General features: G+C 33.0%; 18 protein-coding genes. 15 read left to right on the top strand and 3 right to left on the bottom strand.

Annotation, left to right across the window (positions count from 1 at the left end; genetic code table 11):
- Position 1: 1 nt before the first annotated feature.
- A complete protein-coding gene (gene ald, locus ACXQH5_RS08780) occupies positions 2-1120 on the top strand; it encodes an alanine dehydrogenase (RefSeq protein WP_000689998.1) in 1119 nt (372 codons plus the stop codon).
- A gap of 123 nt (positions 1121-1243) precedes the next feature.
- The gene (locus tag ACXQH5_RS08775) at positions 1244-1357 is read left to right on the top strand and encodes a hypothetical protein (protein WP_001824175.1); all 114 of its coding nucleotides are present in this window, start codon (positions 1244-1246) and stop codon (positions 1355-1357) included.
- A gap of 78 nt (positions 1358-1435) precedes the next feature.
- Here ACXQH5_RS08775 and ACXQH5_RS08770 read toward each other — a convergent pair whose 3' ends face one another.
- Positions 1436-2491: a M24 family metallopeptidase gene (locus tag ACXQH5_RS08770; RefSeq protein ID WP_000161673.1), complete on the bottom strand. Its 1056-nt coding sequence runs from the start codon at positions 2489-2491 to the stop codon at positions 1436-1438.
- Positions 2492-2665: 174 nt separating this feature from the next.
- On the opposite strand from ACXQH5_RS08770, the gene ACXQH5_RS08765 reads away from it, so the two are divergent.
- The gene (locus ACXQH5_RS08765) at positions 2666-3355 is read left to right on the top strand and encodes a metal-dependent hydrolase (RefSeq protein WP_000777188.1); all 690 of its coding nucleotides are present in this window, start codon (positions 2666-2668) and stop codon (positions 3353-3355) included.
- 387 nt (positions 3356-3742) lie between these two features.
- On the opposite strand, the gene ACXQH5_RS08760 is transcribed toward ACXQH5_RS08765, so the two are convergent.
- Entirely contained in the window at positions 3743-4156 is a 414-nt protein-coding gene (locus tag ACXQH5_RS08760; RefSeq protein ID WP_000277602.1) for a universal stress protein, read from the bottom strand.
- 204 nt (positions 4157-4360) lie between these two features.
- Between ACXQH5_RS08760 and ACXQH5_RS08755 the strand changes: the two genes are divergently transcribed.
- From ACXQH5_RS08755 to pyk, 8 genes are all read left to right on the top strand, one after another.
- Positions 4361-5659: a CBS domain-containing protein gene (locus ACXQH5_RS08755; protein WP_000160435.1), complete on the top strand. Its 1299-nt coding sequence runs from the start codon at positions 4361-4363 to the stop codon at positions 5657-5659.
- 449 nt (positions 5660-6108) lie between these two features.
- The gene (pde2, locus tag ACXQH5_RS08750; RefSeq protein WP_000626083.1) at positions 6109-7050 is read left to right on the top strand and encodes a pApA hydrolase Pde2; all 942 of its coding nucleotides are present in this window, start codon (positions 6109-6111) and stop codon (positions 7048-7050) included.
- A gap of 20 nt (positions 7051-7070) precedes the next feature.
- The gene (locus ACXQH5_RS08745) at positions 7071-10268 is read left to right on the top strand and encodes a DNA polymerase III subunit alpha (protein ID WP_000226897.1); all 3198 of its coding nucleotides are present in this window, start codon (positions 7071-7073) and stop codon (positions 10266-10268) included.
- Between the two features lie 449 nt (positions 10269-10717).
- Positions 10718-11947, top strand: coding sequence for an NAD(P)-dependent malic enzyme (locus ACXQH5_RS08740; RefSeq protein WP_000058390.1), 1230 nt, complete (start codon positions 10718-10720; stop codon positions 11945-11947).
- Between the two features lie 194 nt (positions 11948-12141).
- Positions 12142-12999 carry an acetyl-CoA carboxylase, carboxyltransferase subunit beta gene (gene accD / locus ACXQH5_RS08735; protein WP_000471567.1) on the top strand — a complete coding sequence of 286 codons (858 nt, stop codon included), beginning with the start codon at positions 12142-12144 and terminating at the stop codon, positions 12997-12999.
- Positions 12999-13943, top strand: coding sequence for an acetyl-CoA carboxylase carboxyltransferase subunit alpha (locus ACXQH5_RS08730; RefSeq protein WP_000883646.1), 945 nt, complete (start codon positions 12999-13001; stop codon positions 13941-13943). Before accD ends, ACXQH5_RS08730 begins: the two co-directional genes overlap by 1 nt.
- A gap of 268 nt (positions 13944-14211) precedes the next feature.
- Positions 14212-15180, top strand: a complete 969-nt coding sequence (gene pfkA, locus ACXQH5_RS08725; protein ID WP_000717561.1) for a 6-phosphofructokinase — start codon at positions 14212-14214, stop codon at positions 15178-15180.
- 21 nt (positions 15181-15201) lie between these two features.
- Positions 15202-16959 (top strand): pyruvate kinase, encoded by a 1758-nt coding sequence (gene pyk, locus ACXQH5_RS08720; RefSeq protein ID WP_001232650.1) that lies wholly within the window; start codon positions 15202-15204, stop codon positions 16957-16959.
- A 346-nt stretch (positions 16960-17305) separates the two neighbouring features.
- On the opposite strand, the gene ACXQH5_RS08715 is transcribed toward pyk, so the two are convergent.
- Positions 17306-18667, bottom strand: coding sequence for an amino acid permease (locus ACXQH5_RS08715; RefSeq protein ID WP_000818529.1), 1362 nt, complete (start codon positions 18665-18667; stop codon positions 17306-17308).
- Positions 18668-19014: 347 nt separating this feature from the next.
- On the opposite strand from ACXQH5_RS08715, the gene ACXQH5_RS08710 reads away from it, so the two are divergent.
- The 4 genes from ACXQH5_RS08710 (at position 19015) to pnpS (ending at position 24207) form a co-directional block, all read left to right on the top strand.
- The gene (locus ACXQH5_RS08710) at positions 19015-20136 is read left to right on the top strand and encodes a citrate synthase (protein ID WP_000829167.1); all 1122 of its coding nucleotides are present in this window, start codon (positions 19015-19017) and stop codon (positions 20134-20136) included.
- Positions 20137-20184: 48 nt separating this feature from the next.
- Complete coding sequence (gene icd / locus ACXQH5_RS08705; protein WP_000123175.1) at positions 20185-21453, top strand: NADP-dependent isocitrate dehydrogenase; 1269 nt, start codon at positions 20185-20187, stop codon at positions 21451-21453.
- Between the two features lie 388 nt (positions 21454-21841).
- Positions 21842-22546, top strand: a complete 705-nt coding sequence (locus tag ACXQH5_RS08700; RefSeq protein WP_000080026.1) for a response regulator transcription factor — start codon at positions 21842-21844, stop codon at positions 22544-22546.
- The gene (pnpS, locus tag ACXQH5_RS08695) at positions 22546-24207 is read left to right on the top strand and encodes a two-component system histidine kinase PnpS (RefSeq protein WP_078065174.1); all 1662 of its coding nucleotides are present in this window, start codon (positions 22546-22548) and stop codon (positions 24205-24207) included. Before ACXQH5_RS08700 ends, pnpS begins: the two co-directional genes overlap by 1 nt.
- Positions 24208-24322: the final 115 nt, after the last annotated feature.

The following is a 24322-nucleotide window of genomic DNA, read 5'->3' as shown; positions in this document are numbered from 1 at the left end:
TATGAAAATTGGTATACCAAGGGAGATTAAAAATAATGAAAATCGTGTTGGTTTATCACCAAGTGGTGTGCACGCTTTAGTAGAAAGTGGGCATACTGTTTTAGTGGAAACAAATGCGGGTTCAGGATCGTTCTTTGAAGATGTAGATTACAAAGAAGCAGGTGCTGAGATTGTTGCTGAACAAGCAAAAGTTTGGGATGTGGATATGGTTATTAAAGTTAAAGAACCACTTGAATCTGAATATCCATATTTTAAAGAAGGGCTTGTATTATTCACTTATCTTCATTTAGCAAATGAAGAAAAATTAACACAAGCTTTGATAGATAGAAAAGTAATTAGTATTGCATATGAGACTGTGCAGTTACCAGACCGATCTTTACCATTGTTATCACCAATGAGTGAGGTAGCAGGAAGAATGTCCGCTCAAGTTGGCGCAGAGTTCCTACAAAAACTTAATGGTGGTATGGGAATTCTACTAGGTGGCGTTCCAGGAGTACCTAAAGGTAAAGTAACTATTATCGGTGGTGGTCAAGCAGGAACAAATGCAGCTAAAATTGCACTAGGACTAGGTGCAGATGTTACGATTTTAGATGTGAATCCAAAGCGTTTACAACAATTAGATGATTTATTCGGTGGACGTGTACATACAATTATGTCAAATCCGTTGAATATTGAGTTGTATGTTAAACAAAGTGATTTAGTAATAGGTGCAGTTTTAATTCCAGGTGCTAAAGCGCCAAGACTTGTAACAGAAGACATGATTAAACAAATGAAAAATGGGTCAGTTATTATTGACATTGCTATTGATCAAGGCGGTATTTTTGAAACAACTGATAAAATTACGACACATGATGATCCTACATATATTAAGCATGGTGTGGTTCATTATGCAGTTGCAAATATGCCAGGTGCAGTACCGCGTACTTCGACGTTAGCTTTAAATAATGCTACGCTACCTTATGCGCTCATGCTAGCTAATAAAGGGTATAGAGAAGCATTTAAATCAAATCAACCATTATCATTAGGTTTAAATACTTACAAAGGTCACGTAACCAATAAAGGCGTTGCAGAGGCATTTGAAATGGAATATAAATCTGTAGAAGAAGCATTACAATTATAATTTGAATTTAATGAAAAGGGAATGGATTACAGCGTACTAAAGAATGACGTTTTCATCTCCTTGGTTATTAAAATTAAATAATGATAAATTAAAGCTAGAAACAATGCGAAGAAATCATCGAACATGAATGATATTGATTTGATTCATTACATGTTACTGATGAATGTACCTGCATATGTGTTTCTAGCTTGTTTGTTATATATTGCAGTTAGACTTGGACAAAAATTTATGTTTTAGGCGCTACAATGTTGTATTGTCAGTGTTTGACTGAATGAGAATGCGCTTGTAACAAGCTTTTCATTTTTGTCCCACTCCTTATTTTTCGTAATGTGTTAATACTTCGTATCCTTCATTAGTGACAAGTATGTCATCTTCAATTCTTACACCTGCAACACCAGGTACATAAATACCTGGTTCGATTGTAATAACCATGCCAGCTTCTAACAAATTAGAATTAGTACTTGAAACATCTTGATATTCATGTTCTTGTAATCCTAGACCATGACCTAAGCGATGAGGGAAATATTCACCATAACCTTTTTCTGAAATAATATTTCTAGCGATATGATCGATATCTTTTAAAGGTATTCCAGGTTTAATTGCTTGGATTGCAGATGTTTCTGCTTCTAATACAATATTATAAATTTCTTGTGCTTCTTTGTTAGGTTCACCAAATTTGATGGTACGTGTCATATCGCTACAATAATGCTCATAAATTACACCTAAATCAAATAGTACATACTCATTGCTTTTTAATCTGCGATCTCCTGGTGTGCCATGGGGTGATGCGGCATGATCTCCAAATAAAACCATCGTATCAAAACTCATTTCATTGACGCCATATTGTTTGATAGTTTGCTCAATATGGTTGACTACTTCACGTTCAGTCACACCTTCTTTTAAATAAGAAACACCAATTTCGATACACTTATCTGCTAACTCAGCAGCTTTACGTATTTTGCTAATTTCATCTTCGGATTTAATATTTCTCAATTGTTTGATTGTTAAATCAACATCTCCGAATGAATTGACATTGAAACCAGAGGTTAATTGTTTTTGGCGTGCTACTGTTAAGTGCTCGCTTTCAATTAGTAATTTATTGATTGTTTGAGGATAAAGTGAAAAAGGATTTTCAGTGTCTAAATATCCAACGATTTCACCTGTGAAAGGTGATGCTTTGACTTCTTCGACTTCCATTTTTGGACAAAATAGTACTTGTTTACCATCTTTCTTAATCAATAATGCAAATAATCTTTCATGGGGTTCGCTACGGTATCCAGTAAAATAATATACATTCAACGGTGTTGTAATCCATGCTGCATCAGCTTGTTGATTGTTCAGTTCGTCTATTATTTTTGATATTTTTGTCATTTTATAAACACTCCTCAACATAATATTACTTACATTTTATGCCAATTATTATTAGATTTCAAAATCGAGCTAATACATTAACTAGATTTTCAATTTTTAAAATTTGAGAATTTGTTATAATTAAGTGGCAAAAGGGTACTAAATTTATATAGCAATTGATAGGAGGATGCTCAAATGAAGTTATCATTTCATGGTCAATCAACGATTTATTTAGAAGGGAACAACAAAAAGGTTATCGTAGATCCGTTTATATCAAATAACCCTAAGTGTGATTTGAATATTGAAACAGTGCAGGTAGACTATATCGTTTTAACGCACGGTCATTTTGATCACTTTGGTGATGTTGTGGAACTAGCAAAGAAAACAGGAGCAACAGTAATTGGAAGTGCAGAAATGGCTGACTATCTTTCTTCATATCACGGTGTTGAAAATGTTCATGGTATGAATATTGGTGGTAAAGCAAACTTTGATTTCGGAAGCGTTAAATTTGTTCAAGCATTTCATAGTTCAAGTTTTACACATGAAAATGGTATTCCAGTTTATTTAGGTATGCCAATGGGTATCGTGTTTGAAGTTGAAGGAAAAACAATTTATCATACTGGTGATACAGGTCTGTTTAGTGACATGTCACTTATTGCGAAACGTCATCCAGTTGATGTATGTTTTGTACCAATTGGAGATAATTTTACGATGGGTATTGATGATGCAAGTTATGCTATTAATGAATTTATTAAACCAAAAATTTCTGTACCGATTCATTATGATACATTCCCATTAATCGAACAAGATCCACAACAATTTAAAGATGCTGTTAATGTAGGGGACGTGCAAATTTTAAAACCAGGTGAATCTGTTCAGTTTTAAATAGAATATAGATTTTACACTAAAAAACACCTCGCTAATCTATGTGGAAGTTATCGTCCGCATATTTTTAGTGAGTGTTTTTATATTCTACTGATATTGTAAGCTGACTTTTTCGTCAGCTTCCATGTTGGGGCCCAGCCCAACTTGCATTGTCTGTAGAATTTCTTTTCGAAATTCTCTATGTTGGGGCCCCATAGTCAACTCCTGCTGGGTTATGATATTGATTATGTTTTTGGTTCAAAATGGTTTTGTTTGATACAAGTTGTTGGTTAAATAGTGAATAATATAAAAAAACCAGAACCACAGTCATAATCATTTCTTGTGTTTACTCAGTCGTTTGAGACTGCATCATGATTGAAAGATTATTTGTGATTCTGGATAAAAATTTTATTTAACGATTAATACAGGGATAGTCGCACGTTTTGCTACTTTGTGGCTGACACTTCCAAGTACAAATTTCTTTTTGTCTTCTGCTTTACGGTTACTTAAAACAACAATTTCGTATTTACCGCTATTAGCATGTTTTAATAGTTCTTCTTTTGCATTACCACGAACAATTATTTGGTCATAATCAATACCATAATCTTCTAAAGCTTTGCGTGTTTTTTCCAATCGCTTGCTTCGTTCTTCAGTAAGTTTGTTTAAATGAACACCTGCTTTAATTGATGCTTGAGCATCTTGTTCGCTGATTGCGTTTAAAACTGTTACGACTGTACCTTCGCCAGCTAATTTAGACACTTCTTTTAGTGCTTTTTCATTTTTCAACTGGGTGTCTACACCAAGTAATATATTTTTATACATTAGTACATCCCTCCTCACTTACATTCTAATAAATAATAATGGATTTTTCCATTTAAAATTAAAGATTTTGTGATCTTTGTGTTTGTTGTATATTTTCAAAAAATAAAATAGGTGAAACGATCATTATTTCATTTCACTTCAATGCTTTTTATCCAAAATAAAGTTATAATGTAGTTAATACTGTTCGAAAAGAAGAGGTAAAGAATGACAAAACATGAACAAATTTTAGATTATATTGAATCGTTATCTATAGGCTCTAAAATTTCGGTGCGTAAAATCGCTAAATTTTTAAACGTATCTGAAGGGACAGCATATCGTGCAATTAAAGATGCTGATAAAATGGGCATGGTCGCAACGATAGATCGTGTTGGTACGGTTCGAATCGAAAAACGTAATCGTAATGAAATTGAACATTTAACTTTTAATGAAATTGTCAATATTATTGATGGCCAAGTGTTAGGTGGCAACAAAGGTATCACTAAGATGGTGTCTAAATTTGCAATTGGAGCAATGGAACTCAAAGATATTTTAAAGTATATTGGTCCAAAGACATTATTGATTGTCGGAAATCGCGAAGATGTGCAGATTGAAGCTTTAAAAAGAGGCACGGCTATATTAATTACTGGTGGATTTAAGCCATCTAATAAAGTTATTAATTTTGCGAATGAACATGATTTACCTGTTCTATCATCAAGTTATGATACATTCCTAGTTGCAAATATTATCAACAAAGCACTTTTTAATCAGAAAATACGAAAAGATATCTTAATAGTTCAAGATATAATGACGCCATTAGATGATTTATCTGTGCTGTTTGATACGATGAAAATAGCAGATTATAAGCGTATGGCGAATCGAACTGGCCATACAAGATTTCCGGTAGTTAATGAGTCTTATAAATTAGTAGGTATTGTAACAAGTCGAGAGATGATTAATACAAAGGACGACGACGAAATAGATAAAGTGATGACGCGAAATCCTATTTATGTAAATGCTATGAGTACAGTAGCAAGTTGTGCGCATATGATGATTTGGGAAGGTATTGAATTGATTCCTGTCGTTTCGAGTAATAAAAAGACAGTGGGTGTGATTAATAGACAAGATGTTTTAAAGTCTATGCAACTTTTAGGAAGACAGCCTCAAATGGGTGAAACAATTAACGATCAAATCGCCAAATATATAACAATGAATCAAGATGGAATTACAGTAGAAGTTTCACCACTGTTAATCAATCACTACGGAACAGTAAGTAAAGCGGCATTTGTAAGCATTATAGAAGAAACAATACAATATGAAATGCGTAAATTTAAAAAAGGTAATGTCATGATAGAGAATTTAAATATCGTGTATATTAAAACAGTACCTATTGAATCACATATAACAGTGCGCTTCGGCATACTAGACGTCGGAAGAAACTTCGCCAAAATAGAAGTGAACATGCATAGTCAAAACGACAAAGTAGCGAGCGCTCTCGTGATATGCCAAATGTTTGACGAAGTATAGGAACTTAGCAGAGAAAATAGGCATAAGATAGATTTCACACAAATGTTGGAGTCCAACTTGCATTGTCTGTAGAATTTCTTTTCGAAATTCTCTATGTTGGGTCCCACCCCAACTTGCATTGTTTGTAGAATTTCTTTTCGAAATTCTTTGTGTTGGGGGCCCACCCCAACTTGCACATTATAGTAAGCTGACATTACGTCACCTTCTATGTTGGGGCCCCTGAATTAAAAAGCTTGTTATATGTGTATTTTTTATTTGGTCAACTGTTGCTAATATAATATTGATTGATGTCCTATACTCGTTATGAACTAATTAGTATGAAAATATATATCTAAATAATTAAAACGGGCAAATAGTTTAATATGGTAGTTACAATTTTTATAATTTAGATATTTTGATATAGACTAATGCTTAAATTAAGCAACTTTTCTAAAAAAGGGAGTATGAAAATGATTAGTACTTTGAATGAAATTATGAAATGTATCGAAGACAACGATACAATTATTATACACAGACATGTTAGACCAGATCCTGATGCATATGGTTCACAACTTGGTTTAAAATACTATATTCAGCAGAAATTTCCGCAAAAGCAAGTATTTGCAGTGGGTGAAGCGGAATCATCATTAAGTTTTATTGGAGAGTTAGATAACATTGATGATAAAACATATCAAGATGCGCTTGTAATTGTATGTGATACTGCCAATGCTCCACGAATTGACGATGAACGTTATAGTACAGGTAGTAAACTTATTAAAATAGATCATCATCCTGCAGTTGATCAGTATGGTGATATTAATTTAGTTAATACGAACGCGTCATCTACAAGTGAAATCATTTATGATTTAATCTCACATTTTAATGATGAAGCAATTGTTAATAAAGATATCGCGAGTGTTTTATACCTTGGTATCGTCGGTGATACTGGGCGATTCCTTTTTAACAATACCTCAGAACATACAATGGAAATTGCTGGAAAGTTAATTGGACATGATATTGATCATAATGTGCTTTTAAATAAAATGATGGAGAAGGATCCAAAAATGTTGCCGTTTCAAGGTTATGTTTTACAACATTTCGAACTTATGGATGATGGATTCTGCCAAGTTAAAATAACTGAAGATGTATTGGAGCAATTCGGTATTCAGCCAAATGAAGCATCTCAGTTTGTTAATACAATTGCTGACATCAAAGGTTTGAAAATATGGGTGTTTGCAGTTGATGAGGGTAGTGAAATAAGATGTCGCTTACGCTCTAAAGGTCAATTGATTATTAATGATATTGCGCAAGATTTTGGTGGCGGTGGTCATCCGAATGCGTCAGGAGTTTCAGTGAACAGCTGGGATGAATTTGAGCAACTTGCTACAGCTTTACGCACAAAACTTAACTAATAGAAAGGAGCCATTCAATCATGGTGGCATATTTAAATATTCATACGGCTTATGATTTGTTAAATTCAAGCTTAAAAATAGAAGATGCCGTAAGACTTGCTGTGTCTGAAAATGTTGATGCACTTGCCATAACTGACACCAATGTATTGTATGGTTTTCCTAAATTTTATGATGCATGTATAGCAAATAACATTAAACCGATTTTTGGTATGACAATATATGTGACAAACGGTTTAAACACTATTGAAACCGTTGTTTTAGCAAAAGATAATAATGGATTAAAAGATTTGTATCAACTATCATCGGAAATAAAAATGAATGCATTAGAACATGTGTCGTTTGAATTATTAAAACGATTTTCTAACAATATGATTATCATTTTTAAAAAAGTCGGTGATCAACATCGTGATATTGTACAAGTGTTTGAAACCCATAATGACACATATATGGACCACCTTAGTATTTCGATTCAGGGTATAAAGCACGTATGGATTCAAAATGTTTGTTACCAAACACGTCAAGATGCCGATACGATTTCTGCATTAGCAGCTATTAGAGACAATACAAAATTAGACTTAATTCATGATCAAGAAGATTTTGGTGCACATTTTTTAACTGAAAAGGAAATTAAACAATTAGATATTAACCAAGAATATTTAACGCAGGTTGATGTTATAGCTCAAAAGTGTAATGCAGAATTAAAATATCATCAATCTCTACTTCCTCAATATCAGACACCAAATGATGAATCAGCTAAAAAATATTTGTGGCGTGTCTTAGTTACACAATTAAAAAAATTAGAACTTAATTATGACGTCTATTTAGAGCGATTGAAATATGAGTATAAAGTTATTACTAATATGGGTTTTGAAGATTATTTCTTAATAGTAAGTGATTTAATCCATTATGCGAAAACGAATGATGTGATGGTAGGTCCAGGTCGTGGTTCTTCAGCTGGCTCACTGGTCAGTTATTTACTAGGTATTACAACGATTGATCCTATTAAATTCAATCTATTATTTGAACGTTTTTTAAACCCAGAACGTGTAACAATGCCTGATATAGATATTGACTTTGAAGATACACGCCGAGAAAGGGTCATTCAGTACGTCCAAGAAAAATATGGCGAGCTACATGTATCTGGAATTGTGACTTTCGGTCATCTGCTTGCAAGAGCGGTTGCTAGAGATGTTGGACGAATTATGGGGTTTGATGAAGTTACATTAAATGAAATTTCAAGTTTAATCCCACATAAATTAGGAATTACACTTGATGAAGCATATCAAATTGACGATTTTAAAAAATTTGTACATCGAAACCATCGACATGAACGCTGGTTCAGTATTTGTAAAAAGTTAGAAGGTTTACCAAGACATACATCTACACATGCGGCAGGAATTATTATTAATGACCATCCATTATATGAATATGCCCCTTTAACGAAAGGGGATACAGGATTATTAACGCAATGGACAATGACTGAAGCCGAACGAATTGGGTTATTAAAAATAGATTTTCTAGGGTTGAGAAACTTATCGATTATTCATCAAATCTTAATACAAGTCAAAAAAGATTTAGGTATTAATATTGATATCGAAAAGATTCCGTTCGATGATCAAAAAGTGTTTGAATTGTTGTCGCAAGGAGATACGACTGGCATATTCCAATTAGAGTCTGACGGTGTAAGAAGTGTATTAAAAAAATTAAAGCCGGAACACTTTGAAGATATTGTTGCTGTAACTTCTTTGTATAGACCAGGTCCAATGGAAGAAATTCCAACTTACATTACAAGAAGACATGATCCAAGCAAAGTTCAATATTTACATCCACATTTAGAACCTATATTAAAAAATACTTACGGTGTTATTATTTATCAAGAGCAAATTATGCAAATAGCGAGCACATTTGCAAACTTCAGTTATGGTGAAGCGGATATTTTAAGAAGAGCAATGAGTAAAAAAAATAGAGCTGTTCTTGAAAGTGAGCGTCAACATTTTATAGAAGGTGCAAAGGAAAATGGTTATCACGAAGACATTAGTAAGCAAATATTTGATTTGATTCTGAAATTTGCAGATTATGGTTTTCCTAGAGCACATGCTGTCAGCTATTCTAAAATTGCATACATTATGAGCTTTTTAAAAGTCCATTATCCAAATTATTTTTACGCAAATATTTTAAGTAATGTTATTGGAAGTGAGAAGAAAACTGCTCAAATGATAGAAGAAGCAAAAAAACAAGGTATCACTATATTGCCACCGAACATTAACGAAAGTCATTGGTTTTATAAACCTTCCCATGAAGGTATTTATTTATCAATAGGTACAATTAAAGGTGTAGGTTATCAAAGTGTAAAAGTGATTGTTGATGAACGTTATCAGAACGGCAAATTTAAAGATTTCTTTGATTTTGCTAGACGTATACCGAAGCGAGTCAAAACAAGAAAGTTACTTGAAGCACTGATTTTAGTGGGAGCATTTGATGCTTTTGGTAAAACACGTTCAACGTTGTTACAAGCTATTGATCAAGTGTTGGATGGTGATTTAAACATTGAACAAGATGGTTTTCTATTTGATATTTTAACGCCAAAACAGATGTATGAAGATAAAGAAGAATTGCCTGATGCACTTATTAGTCAGTATGAAAAAGAATATTTAGGATTTTATGTTTCACAACATCCAGTAGATAAAATGTTTGTTGCCAAACAATATTTAACGATATTTAAATTGAGTAACGCGCAGAATAATAAGCCTATATTAGTGCAGTTTGATAAAGTTAAACAAATTCGAACTAAAAATGGTCAAAATATGGCATTCGTCACATTAAATGATGGCATCGAAACTTTAGATGGTGTGATTTTCCCTAATCAGTTTAAAAAGTACGAAGAGTTGTTATCACATAATGACTTGTTTATAGTCAGCGGGAAATTTGACCATAGAAAGCAACAACGTCAACTAATTATAAATGAGATTCAAACATTAGCCACTTTTGAAGAACAAAAATTAGCATTTGCCAAACAAATTATAATTAGAAATAAATCACATATAGATACGTTTGAAGAGATGATTAAAGCTACGAAAGAAAATGCCAATGATGTTGTGTTATCCTTTTATGATGAAACGATTAAACAAATGACTACTTTAGGATATATTAATCAAAAAGATAGTATGTTTAATAATTTTATACAATCCTTTAACCCTAGTGATATTAGGCTTATATAACTTTTATCAACTAATAAATTATGATATAGTAAACTGATGGTTAGATATTTTTTAACCATCAGTTTGCGTTTATATTAGTTTTTTATGCTTATTATTTTTATGAGTTTCACTTTACATTATTGATTAATCCATAAGAATAATTAGCACAAAAAGCAGTATACATAAATTGAGTAAAGAATTTTGTCGATATATCGTACGAAAAAATAATAACTTTTTGATATATTGGTTTTTGCTATCCATTATAATAATTAAAGGTATATCTTTAGATAGTATGGTTTAATGTATCTTTAAAAATATTATTTTATTATCGTTTATCGCTATTTGTGTTACATAATCAAAAGCATAAATTCTTACTCATTCAGATTTACCCAATATTTTTACTTTTATAATGTAATGCGTTTTATCCAAGTTATTTTTTAAAAATAAATATTGAATTAGGGGCTGATTTCATGTCATTAAGAGATGAAGCATTGGAAATGCACAAACGTAATCAAGGTAAATTAGAAGTTAAACCAAATGTAAAAGTTACTAATAAAGAGGAATTAAGTTTAGCATACTCACCTGGCGTTGCTGAACCGTGTAAAGATATTTATGAAGATAAAAGGAAAGTGTATGATTACACAATTAAAGGAAATACAGTTGCGGTTATTACTGATGGAACAGCGGTATTAGGTTTAGGTAACATTGGACCTGAAGCAAGTATTCCTGTAATGGAAGGTAAAGCAGTATTATTCAAAAGCTTCGCTGGTATCAATGGGGTGCCTATTGCGTTAAATACAACTGATACCGAAGAAATCATTAAAACAGTTAAGTTGTTAGAACCTAATTATGGTGGTATTAATTTAGAGGATATTTCGGCACCACGTTGTTTTGAAATTGAAGAACGATTGAAAAAAGAAACTAATATTCCGGTATTCCATGACGATCAACATGGTACAGCAATTGTAACAATGGCAGGTTTGGTAAATGCATTGAGAGTTGTTAACAAAGATATTGCTAAAATAAAAGTTGTACTAAATGGTGCTGGTGCAGCAGGAATAGCCATTGTTAAATTACTATACGCGTATGGTGTAAGAAATATGGTTATGTGTGACTCAAGAGGCGCAATTTTTGAAGGACGTTCATATGGTATGAATCCTACGAAAGATGTTGTAGCTAAATGGACAAATAAAGATAAGATTGAAGGGTCTTTAGAAGAAGTCGTAAAAGACGCAGATGTATTTATTGGAGTTTCTGTAGCTAATGCGCTGTCACAAGATATGGTTAAGAGTATGGCAGATAATCCAATTATATTTGCAATGGCTAATCCAAATCCTGAAATAATACCTGATGATGCCAAAGCGGCAGGTGCACGAGTTGTTGGTACAGGACGTTCAGACTATCCTAACCAAATTAATAATGTATTAGCTTTTCCTGGTATTTTTAGAGGTGCATTAGAGGTTGAAGCTACACATATAAATGAAGAAATGAAAAAGGCAGCTGTAGAAGCGATTGCTGATTTAATAGATAGTTCTGAATTAAATGAAGACTACTGTATCCCAGGACCGTTTGATAAACGTGTGGCGCCATCAGTTGCTCGTAATGTTGCTAAAGCGGCAATGGAATCTGGAGTAGCTAGGATTGAAGTTAATCCGCAAGATGTGTATGATAAAACAATGAAACTTACAGATTTACAATAAAAATAATTAACGTTTAATTAAATTGCTTAAAAGTTAGCAATAAAGAGTCATTAAAATGATGAAAATGAAAGTTTATGATAAACATTCAACAGTCAAACGAATATAAATCAAATAAATTTAAACCCGTTTTTAACTGGTCAAGTTCAGTTTAAGGCTCTAAATGGTTAGAACAGAGGTTATTTGGAGGTTTTCCTATGTTTAAAGATTTTTTTAATCGAACAAAGAAAAAGAAATATCTTACAGTACAAGACTCTAAAAATAATGATGTGCCTGCAGGTATTATGACTAAGTGTCCAAAGTGTAAGAAAATTATGTACACAAAAGAATTAGCTGAAAATTTAAATGTGTGCTTTAATTGTGATCATCATATTGCTTTAACTGCGTATAAACGTATAGAAGCAATTTCTGATGAAGGATCATTTACAGAATTCGATAAGGGAATGACCTCTGCGAATCCATTAGATTTTCCAAGTTATATAGAAAAAATTGAAAAGGACCAACAAAAGACAGGTCTTAAAGAAGCAGTAGTGACTGGTACAGCGCAACTAGATGGTATGAAATTTGGCGTTGCTGTCATGGATTCACGTTTTAGAATGGGAAGTATGGGATCGGTTATCGGTGAAAAGATATGTCGCATCATTGATTACTGCACTGAGAACCGTTTACCATTTATTCTTTTCTCTGCAAGTGGTGGTGCACGTATGCAAGAAGGTATTATTTCCTTGATGCAAATGGGTAAAACCAGTGTATCTTTAAAACGTCATTCTGACGCTGGACTATTATATATATCATATTTAACACATCCAACTACTGGTGGTGTATCTGCAAGTTTTGCATCAGTTGGTGATATAAATTTAAGTGAGCCAAAAGCGTTGATAGGTTTTGCAGGTCGTCGAGTTATAGAGCAGACAATAAACGAAAAATTGCCAGATGATTTCCAAACTGCAGAATTTTTATTAGAGCATGGACAATTGGACAAAGTTGTACATCGTAATGATATGCGTCAAACATTGTCTGAAATTCTAAAAATCCATCAAGAGGTGACTAAATAATGTTAGATTTTGAAAAACCACTTTTTGAAATTCGAAATAAAATTGAATCTTTAAAAGAGTCTCAAGATAAAAATGATGTGGATTTACAAGAAGAAATTGACATGCTTGAAGCGTCATTGGAACGAGAAACTAAAAAAATATATACAAATTTAAAACCATGGGATCGTGTGCAAATTGCGCGTTTGCAAGAAAGACCTACGACCCTAGATTATATTCCATATATCTTTGATTCGTTTATGGAACTACATGGTGATCGTAATTTTAGAGATGATCCAGCAATGATTGGTGGTATTGGCTTTTTAAATGGTCGTGCTGTTACGGTTATTGGACAACAACGTGGAAAAGATACAAAAGATAATATTTATCGGAATTTTGGTATGGCGCATCCAGAAGGTTATCGAAAAGCATTACGTTTAATGAAACAAGCTGAAAAATTCAATCGTCCTATCTTTACATTTATAGATACAAAAGGTGCATATCCTGGTAAAGCTGCTGAAGAACGTGGACAAAGTGAATCTATCGCAACAAATTTGATTGAGATGGCTTCACTAAAAGTACCAGTTATTGCGATTGTCATTGGTGAAGGTGGCAGTGGAGGTGCCCTAGGTATTGGTATTGCCAATAAAGTATTGATGTTAGAGAATAGTACTTACTCTGTTATATCTCCTGAAGGTGCAGCGGCATTATTATGGAAAGACAGTAATTTGGCTAAAATTGCAGCTGAAACAATGAAAATTACTGCCCATGATATTAAGCAATTAGGTATTATAGATGATGTCATTTCTGAACCACTTGGCGGTGCACATAAAGATATTGAACAGCAAGCTTTAGCTATAAAATCAGCGTTTGTTGAACAGTTAGATTCACTTGAGTCATTATCACGTGATGAAATTGCTAATGATCGGTTTGAAAAATTCAGAAATATCGGTTCTTATATAGAATAATCAACTTGAGCATTTTTATGTTAAATCGATACTGGGTTTTACCATAAATTGAAGTACATTAGAACAATAATTTTATATTTAGATACTGAATTTTAACTAAGATTAGTAGTCAAAATTGTGGCTACTAATCTTTTTTTAATTAAGTTAAAATAAAATTCAATATTTAAAACGTTTACATCAATTCAATACATTAGTTTTGATGGAATGACATATCAATTTGTGGTAATTTAGAGTTAAAGATAAATCAGTTATAGAAAGGTATGTCGTCATGAAGAAAATTGCAGTTTTAACTAGTGGTGGAGATTCACCTGGAATGAATGCTGCCGTAAGAGCAGTTGTTCGTACAGCAATTTACAATGAAATTGAAGTTTATGGTGTGTATCATGGTTACCAAGGATTGTTAAATGATGATATTCATAAACTTGAATTAGGATCAGTTGGGGATACGATTCAGCGTGGAGGTACATTCTTGTATTCAGCAAGATGTCCAGAGTTTAAGGAGCAAGAAGTACGTAAAGTTGCAATCGAAAACTTACGTAAAAGAGGGATTGAGGGCCTTGTAGTTATTGGTGGTGACGGTAGTTATCGCGGTGCACAACGCATCAGTGAGGAATGCAAAGAAATTCAAACTATCGGTATTCCTGGTACGATTGACAATGATATCAATGGTACTGATTTTACAATTGGATTTGACACAGCATTAAATACGATTATTGGATTAGTCGACAAAATTAGAGATACTGCGTCAAGTCACGCACGAACATTTATCATTGAGGCAATGGGCCGTGATTGTGGAGATCTAGCATTATGGGCTGGATTATCAGTTGGTGCTGAGACAATTGTAGTTCCAGAAGTGAAAACAGATATTAAAGAAATAGCTGATAAAATTGAACAAGGTATTAAACGTGGTAAGAAACACTCAATCGTTCTTGTAGCAGAAGGTTGCATGACTGCGCAAGATTGTCAAAAAGAATTATCACAATACATCAATGTTGATAATAGAGTGTCTGTGTTAGGTCACGTTCAACGTGGTGGTAGCCCAACAGGTGCGGATAGAGTTTTAGCATCACGTTTAGGTGGATATGCGGTAGACTTATTAATGCAAGGTGAAACAGCTAAGGGTGTTGGAATTAAGAACAATAAAATTGTAGCAACATCTTTTGATGAAATTTTTGATGGTAAAGATCATAAATTTGATTATAGTCTATATGAACTTGCTAACAAGTTATCTATATAAGATTTCAGGAGGAATTATAAAATGAGAAAAACTAAAATTGTATGTACAATTGGACCAGCTTCAGAATCAGAAGAAATGATTGAGAAATTAATCAATGCTGGTATGAACGTTGCACGATTAAACTTTTCACATGGTAGTCATGAAGAGCATAAAGGTAGAATTGATACAATTCGTAAAGTAGCTAAAAGATTAGACAAAATTGTAGCAATTTTATTAGATACGAAAGGTCCAGAAATTCGTACGCATAATATGAAAGACGGTATCATTGAACTTGAACGTGGTAACGAAGTTATTGTTAGCATGAATGAAGTTGAAGGAACACCTGAAAAGTTCTCAGTAACATATGAAAACTTAATTAACGATGTTCAAGTAGGTTCATACATTTTACTTGATGATGGCTTAATTGAATTACAAGTTAAAGATATTGATCATGCTAAAAAAGAAGTTAAATGTGATATTTTAAACTCTGGTGAGCTTAAAAACAAAAAAGGTGTTAACTTACCTGGTGTAAGAGTAAGTTTACCTGGTATTACAGAAAAAGATGCTGAAGATATCCGTTTCGGTATTAAAGAAAATGTTGACTTCATTGCAGCAAGTTTCGTACGTCGTCCTAGTGATGTTTTAGAAATTCGTGAAATTTTAGAAGAACAAAAAGCTAACATTTCAGTATTCCCTAAAATTGAAAACCAAGAAGGTATTGATAATATTGCGGAAATTCTTGAAGTGTCTGATGGTTTAATGGTTGCACGTGGTGACATGGGTGTTGAAATTCCACCTGAAAAAGTACCAATGGTTCAAAAAGATTTAATCAGACAATGTAACAAATTAGGTAAACCAGTTATTACAGCTACACAAATGTTAGATTCTATGCAACGTAACCCACGTGCTACACGTGCAGAAGCTAGTGACGTTGCCAACGCAATCTATGATGGTACAGATGCAGTAATGTTATCTGGTGAAACTGCTGCTGGTTTATATCCTGAAGAAGCTGTTAAAACAATGAGAAATATTGCTGTATCAGCTGAAGCAGCCCAAGATTACAAAAAGTTATTGTCAGATCGTACTAAATTAGTTGAAACTTCATTAGTGAATGCTATCGGTATTTCGGTTGCACATACAGCTTTAAACTTAAATGTTAAAGCAATTGTAGCTGCTACTGAAAGTGGTTCAACGGCACGTACTATCTCTAAATATCGTCCGCATTCAGACATTATTGCAGTGACTCCAAGTGAAGAAACTGCACGTCAATGTTCAATTGTTTGGGGAGTTCAACCTGTAGTTAAAAAAGGACGTAAGAGTACAGATGCATTGTTAAACAATGCAGTTGCAACAGCTGTTGAAACTGGTAGAGTAACTAATGGTGATTTAATCATTATTACTGCTGGTGTACCAACTGGTGAAACTGGAACTACTAATATGATGAAAATTCACCTAGTTGGTGACGAAATTGCTAATGGTCAAGGTATTGGACGTGGATCAGTTGTTGGTACTACGTTAGTTGCTGAAACTGTTAAAGATTTAGAAGGTAAAGATTTATCTGACAAAGTTATCGTTACTAACTCAATCGATGAAACGTTTGTACCTTATGTAGAAAAAGCTTTAGGCTTAATTACAGAAGAAAATGGTATTACATCACCAAGTGCAATTGTTGGTTTAGAAAAAGGTATTCCAACAGTTGTAGGTGTAGAAAAAGCTGTTAAAAACATAAGCAATAACATGTTAGTTACGATTGATGCTGCTCAAGGTAAAATCTTTGAAGGATATGCAAACGTACTATAATTTATAAAAAACGTCTTTCCATTTATCAACAATGGAAAGGCGTTTTTTGGTTCATCTGGTATTTTATGACGTAATTAATAGGTTATTTGATAATGATAGTGTATGAATGGAAATCTATATAAATGTTTATATCTTTTATACATGTACATTATCACCTTTAAACCTTCACTCATATTACTTTGGAAAGTTATTATAAAATAGAAGTATGGATGTATTTCTGAAATGATACATTATTAAATAGATGAGAAAGTAAAAGCATTGAGCCAAGTACGCAATTTAATATTATAAGTTGCATATAAAAACCCCTGTTGAACTTTAATATATTCAACAGGGGTAAAACTTGTTGTTATTTATTTGATTTAGCAGCGATACGTTTATATCTTAAGTACATAAATCCTAATAGTATAAACCAAATAGGAATAAAATAAATTGCACGTCTTGTATCAACATTAATAAATAATAACCCGAACACAAAAATGAAGAATACAAATATTAAGTAGCCCATATATTTACCACCTAATAGTTTGTACGTAGCATTTTTATGTAGATCTGGGTTTTTACGACTATAATTGATATATGCAATGATAATCAGACCCCATACAACTAAAAATAACACTGTAGAGATGGTAGTCACATACGTAAATACTTTTGTCGCATCTGGGAAAATATAGTTTAGTAATGCTGCCACAAGTAATAATGCTGATGAAGCAAAGATTGCAACATGTGGAACGCCATATTTATTCGTTTTAGTAAAGTTCGGAGGTGCTTGTTGTTGACTTGATAAACCAAAAAGCATACGGCTATTTGAGAATATACCACTGTTACATGATGAAGCAGCAGCGGTTAATACTACAAAATTAATCAAGCCCGCAGCAAACGGAATTCCGATCAATGCGAATAATTTTACGAATGGACTGTTATCAGGATCAACTTGCTGCCATGGGATAATAGACATGATAACCGCTAACGCACCAACGTAAAATATTAAAATTCTAATGGGTACACTGTTAATTGCTTTTGGAATTGTTTTAACTGGATCTTTTGTTTCCCCAGCTGTAACACCAATCATTTCAATTCCTACAAATGAGAATAATGCCATTTGGAAAGACATAAAGAATCCAGAAGCACCTTTAGCGAATATGCCGTGTTCATATAGATTTGTGAAACTGGCATGCCCGAATTGAGTTTTAAATGCAAATAGAATCATGACGAAACCAACTACTATTAAACCAATAATTGTCGCTATTTTAATGATAGAGAACCAAAATTCTAATTCTCCGAAAAGTCTTGCGCTAAGTAGGTTGAATGACATTAATAACAGTACACAAAATAGTGCACTTATCCAGTTTGGAATTTCTGGGAACCAAAAGCTAACATATTTTGCCACAGCCGTTACTTCAGCCATACCTGTAATAATCCAACAGAACCAGTATGTCCATCCGGTAACAAATCCTGCAAAAGGCCCAATATATGTATTGGTTACATCTGCGAAAGATTTAAATTCAGTATTCTGTATAATGATTTCTCCTAAACCTCGCATAAACATAAATAACATAAATCCTATAATGATGTATGTTAATAGAATTGAAGGGCCGGTTAATGCAATCGTTTGACCAGCACCTAAGAATAAGCCTGTACCAATTGCACCGCCAATTGCAATTAATTGTATGTGGCGATTGCTCAGTTCCCTTTGTAATTTTTCAGCCATAATACATCTCCCTTAAATATAGATATGTTTATTATGCACTTATATTGAGATATATACAATTATTTTCGGTAAAAATGTGTAAAATTCCATGTTAATATACTTTGGTTTTTATAATCATATATAATAACCAATTGAAAATTTAATTCTATTGTAAAATTCATGGATTATTCACATCTTGAAAAAGCTTTAATGGTGCTATTTGTGGCTATTCTGTGACATTTACATAGATTTACAAAATAATTGTTGCACATATAATGCCAGTTTTTATATTTCACAAACGAAATGCGTTTAGCTATAATATTAGTTGAAAGCCATTTCATAAAGAAACAGTAAAGGGGAAATTTATCATGGCAGAATTACAAAGAGGTTTAGAAGGGGTTATCGCAGCGGAGACTAAAATAAGTTCAATTATTGAAAGTCAATTGACTTATGCCGGCTATGATATTGATGATCTAGCTGAAAATGCGCAATTTGAAGAAGTTATTTTCCTATTATGGAACTATAGATTGCCAAATGAAGAAGAGCTTGCTCATCTAAAAGGGAAATTAAATCAATACATGACATTAAATCCTCGTGTGTATACACATTTTGAGGAGTATGTTACAGATCACGTGCATCCAATGACAGCATTACGTACGTCGTTATCATATATTGCACATTTCGATCCAGATGCTGAAAATGAATCAGATGAAAATCGTTATGAAAGAGCAATGCGTATACAGGCTAAAGTAGCATCATTAGTTACAGCGTTTGCTCGAGTAAGACAAGATAAAGAACCACTTAAGCCTAATCCTGACTTAAGTTATGCGGCAAACTTCCTATATATGTTACGTGGGGAATTACCAACAGATATAGAAGTAGAAGCCTTCAATAAAGCACTTATTTTACACGCTGATCATGAGTTGAACGCATCTGCATTTACAGCACGTTGTGCGGTATCATCATTGTCAGATATGTACTCAGGTATTGTAGCAGCTGTAGGTTCTCTGAAAGGGCCATTACATGGTGGTGCAAACGAACAAGTTATGACGATGTTATCTGAGATTGGGTCAATTGAAAATGTTGATGCTTACTTAGATGAAAAATTTGCTAATAAAGATAAAGTAATGGGCTTCGGTCATCGTGTATATAAAGATGGTGATCCTAGAGCGAAATATTTAAGAGAAATGAGCCGTCAAATTACGAAAGACGCTGGTCGTGAAGAATTATTTGAAATGTCAGTGAAAATGGAAAAACGTATGGCAGAAGAAAAAGGATTAATTCCTAATGTTGATTTTTATAGTGCGAGTGTTTATCACTGTATGGAAATACCTCATGACTTATTCACGCCAATCTTTGCTGTAAGTCGTTCTGCAGGATGGATTGCTCATATTTTAGAACAATATAAAGATAATAGAATTATGCGTCCTAGAGCGAAATATATTGGCGAAACGAATCGTAAGTATATCCCGCTTGAAGAAAGAAAATAATCAATACAAATTAAAAATGAAGATGTAAAATTTGGAGGTAAAATAACTATGACTGCAGAAAAAATTACTCAAGGAACTGAAGGATTAAACGTACCTAACGAACCAATTATCCCATTTATTATCGGTGATGGAATTGGACCAGATATTTGGAAGGCAGCAAGCCGAGTTATAGATGCTGCTGTTGAGAAAGCCTATAATGGCGAAAAACGCATTGAATGGAAAGAAGTGCTAGCTGGCCAAAAAGCATTTGATACAACTGGTGAATGGTTACCTCAAGAAACACTTGATACAATTAAAGAATATTTAATTGCTGTTAAAGGACCTTTAACAACACCAATTGGTGGTGGTATTAGATCATTAAATGTAGCTTTACGCCAAGAATTAGATTTATTTACTTGTTTAAGACCGGTACGTTGGTTTAAAGGAGTACCATCACCTGTTAAACGTCCACAAGATGTTGATATGGTTATTTTCCGTGAAAATACTGAAGACATTTATGCTGGTATTGAATTTAAAGAAGGTACAACAGAAGTTAAAAAGGTAATTGACTTCTTACAAAACGAAATGGGTGCGACAAACATTCGATTCCCAGAAACTTCAGGTATTGGTATTAAACCAGTTTCTAAAGAAGGTACTGAGCGATTAGTTAGAGCAGCTATTCAATATGCTATCGATAATAACCGTAAATCAGTTACTTTAGTTCATAAAGGTAATATTATGAAATTTACAGAAGGCTCATTTAAGCAGTGGGGTTACGATTTAGCATTAACTGAATTTGGTGATCAAGTATTCACTTGGCAACAATATGACGAAATTGTTGAAAATGAAGGCAGAGATGCTGCTAATGCTGCACAAGAAAAAGCTGAAAAAGAAGGCAAGATTATCATTAAAGATTCTATTGCTGACATTTTCTTACAACAAATTTTAACTCGTCCAGCTGAGCATGATGTTGTAGCAACTATGAACTTGAATGGTGACTATATTTCAGATGCTTTAGCTGCACAAGTTGGTGGTATTGGTATTGCGCCAGGTGCAAACATTAATTATGAAACAGGTCATGCTATTTTTGAAGCAACACATGGTACAGCTCCAAAATATGCAGGTTTAAATAAAGTGAATCCATCTTCAGTAATTTTAAGTTCTGTATTAATGTTAGAACATTTAGGATGGCAAGAAGCGGCAGATAAGATTACAGATTCAATTGAAGATACAATTGCTTCAAAAGTTGTTACTTATGACTTTGCCCGTTTAATGGATGGTGCTGAAGAAGTTTCTACATCAGCATTTGCAGATGAATTGATTAAAAATTTAAAATAAGCAAAATAAACTTAGGTGAGTCTAGCAACTTTAATTGCTAGGTTCGCCTTTTTAAATGAATTGAAGTTGGCAACAGGACAGAAATAATAAAGAGTCACTAATGATTGATTATGTAGTGTTTCTTACACATTAACCAAAGCGAATGTGTACATAAGCTTAGGAATAAATGAGTAAAACTCATGCATAGGTAGTGGGATAGAAATGATATTTTCACAAATTTATTTCGTTGTCCCAGAGTAAGACATGCAAATTATAGAAGGAAATATAAGAAGTATTTTATTTATGTGTAAAGTAATGTAAAAAATGTGTAAAGATAATGTGTAGGATGTTATTTTTATAAATAGTTCGGTTATAATGTAAATATAATTATAAGTTAGGGAGGCATACCATGTCGCAAAAAGTGTTGGTAGTAGATGACGAACATTCAATCGTAACATTACTTAAATATAACTTAGAAACAGCTGGTTATGAAGTTGTTGTCGCATTTGATGGTGATGAGGCTTTAGAAAAGGTAGAAAATGAACAGCCAGATTTAATTATTTTAGATGTTATGCTACCTAAAAAAGATGGCATTGACGTATGTAAGACTGTAAGAACAAATAAAAATTTAGTCCCTATATTAATGTTAACGGCGAAAAATGATGAATTTGATCGGGTATTAGGTTTAGAATTAGGTGCCGATGACTATATGACTAAGCCTTTTTCACCTAGAGAAGTTGTTGCCCGTGTGAAAGCCATTTTAAGACGTTCTCAATTTGTAAAAGAAGTAGAAGAGATTGACGATGATATTACCATCGGATCGATACGTATTAGACCCGATTATTTTGAAGTATATAAGCATAATGAGTTATTGGAGCTAACACCGAAAGAATTTGAACTCTTGCTTTATTTGATAGAAAGACAAGGCAGAGTCATTACGAGAGAGCATATGTTAAATACGGTATGGAATTATGAATTTGCAGGAGACTCAAGAATTGTTGATGTACATATCAGTCATTTAAGAGATAAATTAGAAGATAATCCTAAGAAGCCACAACTTATTAAAACTGTGCGTGGCTTAGGCTATAAATTGGAAAGACCTAAAGAACAATGATGAAGTTTCACCACCGCTTAATGTTATTGATAAGCAGTATATTAATTATCAGTTTTGTTACATTAGGCATTATTATTCACGCTTCCATCACATATGTTTTATCAGAAAAACACGAACAAGCTCTAGCAACAGATGCAAGATCATATATTTATTTGGTCGAAGATAATGAGATTGATAAAGTTAAAGAAATTGTAAAACAGCAAAATATAGATTTATTGATAACTAAAAATGATAAAAAGGTGTTTAGTAGTGGCAAACTGAAAGCTACCAAAAATAGTGATAGCTATATTCAAAAAAAGGACATTTTTATTTTTAATAAGAAGGTTAACGGTTATCATGTGTGGATTAAAGGTTACAATAATGATATTACAGAAATGCATTGGACGTTGTGGAAATATCTTATATTGACATGTTTAGTTGTACTTATCTGTCTGTATTTTGCAAGCCGTAGTTTTAAGCGTACACTAATCCGTCCTATTCAAGAAGTTACTTATGCAACACAATTGTTGGCAAATGGTTATTATCACATACGTGTACCTGAAAGTAATGTTGTAGAAACTAAAGCGCTTTTTGTGTCTACCAATGATTTAGCACGACGCCTTCAAAAGCTTAATAATGAGCAAAAAATTCAATCCAACCGTTTAAAAACAACGATTGAAAATATTCCAAGTGCTATTTTAATGATAGATCGAAATGGAAAAATCGTTGTTGCAAATAAAGCGTATTACGAACAGTTCAACATCTCGCATAATATTGAACAAGTAGGCTATCACGGCTATGTTAATACTGAAATTGAGCAATTAATTTTAGAAAGTTTTAAAGTTGAAAAACCTATCTATGAACAATTGGAAGTTGCAATAAACCAAGTCCATGCTAAGTACTTTGACATTTCATGCGTTCCAATTTTAACTAGGTCTCAAAAAAGTTTGCAAGGGATTTTAGTTGTGATGCATGACATTACAAATCTGAAACAACTTGAAAATTTAAGACGTGAATTTGTAGCAAATGTTTCACATGAATTAAAAACACCTATTACTTCAATTAAAGGGTTTGCTGAAACGCTTATTGATGGTGCAAAAAATGATGCGGAATCATTAGACATGTTTTTGAACATAATTTTAAAAGAATCAAATCGAATAGAATCTTTAGTAACAGATCTGTTAGATTTGTCGCATATTGAGCAACATACCGAGTTAGATACAGACTATATGAATTTATCAGATTTAACGCGGCGTATTATTGATAATATGATGACTCAAGCCAATCAAAAAAATATTTCCATTCATACTGATATTGAAAAAGATGTCATTGTTAAAGCACAAGAAAGTAAAATTGCTCAAGTTATCACGAATTTGTTAACGAATGCAATTAACTATTCTTATGAAGATGGAGATATTAACGTTCGTGTGTATCGAGATGACTTTCGTGTCATTTTCGAAGTACAAGATTTTGGTATAGGTATTAAATTAGAAGACCAACAACGTATTTTTGAAAGATTTTATAGAGTAGATAAAGCACGAAGTAGAGATTCTGGTGGGACAGGTCTTGGATTATCAATTACAAAGCATATAGTAGAGGCCCACCAAGGCAATATTGAAGTGAATAGTCAAGTTGGCAAAGGCTCAACGTTCAAAGTTATTCTAAAAGATTATAAAGAATAAAAATTAAAGTGGTAACAGCGCGTGTATTTTTCACGAAGTTGTTGCTGCTTTTTTATTTCGTTCAAATCTCTATTGGTATTAAATTAGAGTTAATGAAGTGGAATAAACTCGGTTG

The sequence above is a fragment of the Staphylococcus sp. SA22 genome (assembly GCF_054165785.1).
The sequence above is the reverse complement of the archived record's forward strand: the minus strand, read 5'-3'. Positions and strand labels throughout refer to the sequence as shown.

Bases quoted from the DNA above. Each gene is read 5' to 3' on its own strand.
- ald (WP_000689998.1), top strand. From the start codon at position 2: ATGAAAATTGGTATACCAAGGGAGATTAAAAATAATGAAAATCGTGTT.
- ACXQH5_RS08775 (WP_001824175.1), top strand. From the start codon at position 1,244: ATGAATGATATTGATTTGATTCATTACATGTTACTGATGAATGTACCT.
- ACXQH5_RS08770 (WP_000161673.1), bottom strand. From the start codon at position 2,491: ATGACAAAAATATCAAAAATAATAGACGAACTGAACAATCAACAAGCT.
- ACXQH5_RS08765 (WP_000777188.1), top strand. From the start codon at position 2,666: ATGAAGTTATCATTTCATGGTCAATCAACGATTTATTTAGAAGGGAAC.
- ACXQH5_RS08760 (WP_000277602.1), bottom strand. From the start codon at position 4,156: ATGTATAAAAATATATTACTTGGTGTAGACACCCAGTTGAAAAATGAA.
- ACXQH5_RS08755 (WP_000160435.1), top strand. From the start codon at position 4,361: ATGACAAAACATGAACAAATTTTAGATTATATTGAATCGTTATCTATA.
- pde2 (WP_000626083.1), top strand. From the start codon at position 6,109: ATGATTAGTACTTTGAATGAAATTATGAAATGTATCGAAGACAACGAT.
- ACXQH5_RS08745 (WP_000226897.1), top strand. From the start codon at position 7,071: ATGGTGGCATATTTAAATATTCATACGGCTTATGATTTGTTAAATTCA.
- ACXQH5_RS08740 (WP_000058390.1), top strand. From the start codon at position 10,718: ATGTCATTAAGAGATGAAGCATTGGAAATGCACAAACGTAATCAAGGT.
- accD (WP_000471567.1), top strand. From the start codon at position 12,142: ATGTTTAAAGATTTTTTTAATCGAACAAAGAAAAAGAAATATCTTACA.
- ACXQH5_RS08730 (WP_000883646.1), top strand. From the start codon at position 12,999: ATGTTAGATTTTGAAAAACCACTTTTTGAAATTCGAAATAAAATTGAA.
- pfkA (WP_000717561.1), top strand. From the start codon at position 14,212: ATGAAGAAAATTGCAGTTTTAACTAGTGGTGGAGATTCACCTGGAATG.
- pyk (WP_001232650.1), top strand. From the start codon at position 15,202: ATGAGAAAAACTAAAATTGTATGTACAATTGGACCAGCTTCAGAATCA.
- ACXQH5_RS08715 (WP_000818529.1), bottom strand. From the start codon at position 18,667: ATGGCTGAAAAATTACAAAGGGAACTGAGCAATCGCCACATACAATTA.
- ACXQH5_RS08710 (WP_000829167.1), top strand. From the start codon at position 19,015: ATGGCAGAATTACAAAGAGGTTTAGAAGGGGTTATCGCAGCGGAGACT.
- icd (WP_000123175.1), top strand. From the start codon at position 20,185: ATGACTGCAGAAAAAATTACTCAAGGAACTGAAGGATTAAACGTACCT.
- ACXQH5_RS08700 (WP_000080026.1), top strand. From the start codon at position 21,842: ATGTCGCAAAAAGTGTTGGTAGTAGATGACGAACATTCAATCGTAACA.
- pnpS (WP_078065174.1), top strand. From the start codon at position 22,546: ATGAAGTTTCACCACCGCTTAATGTTATTGATAAGCAGTATATTAATT.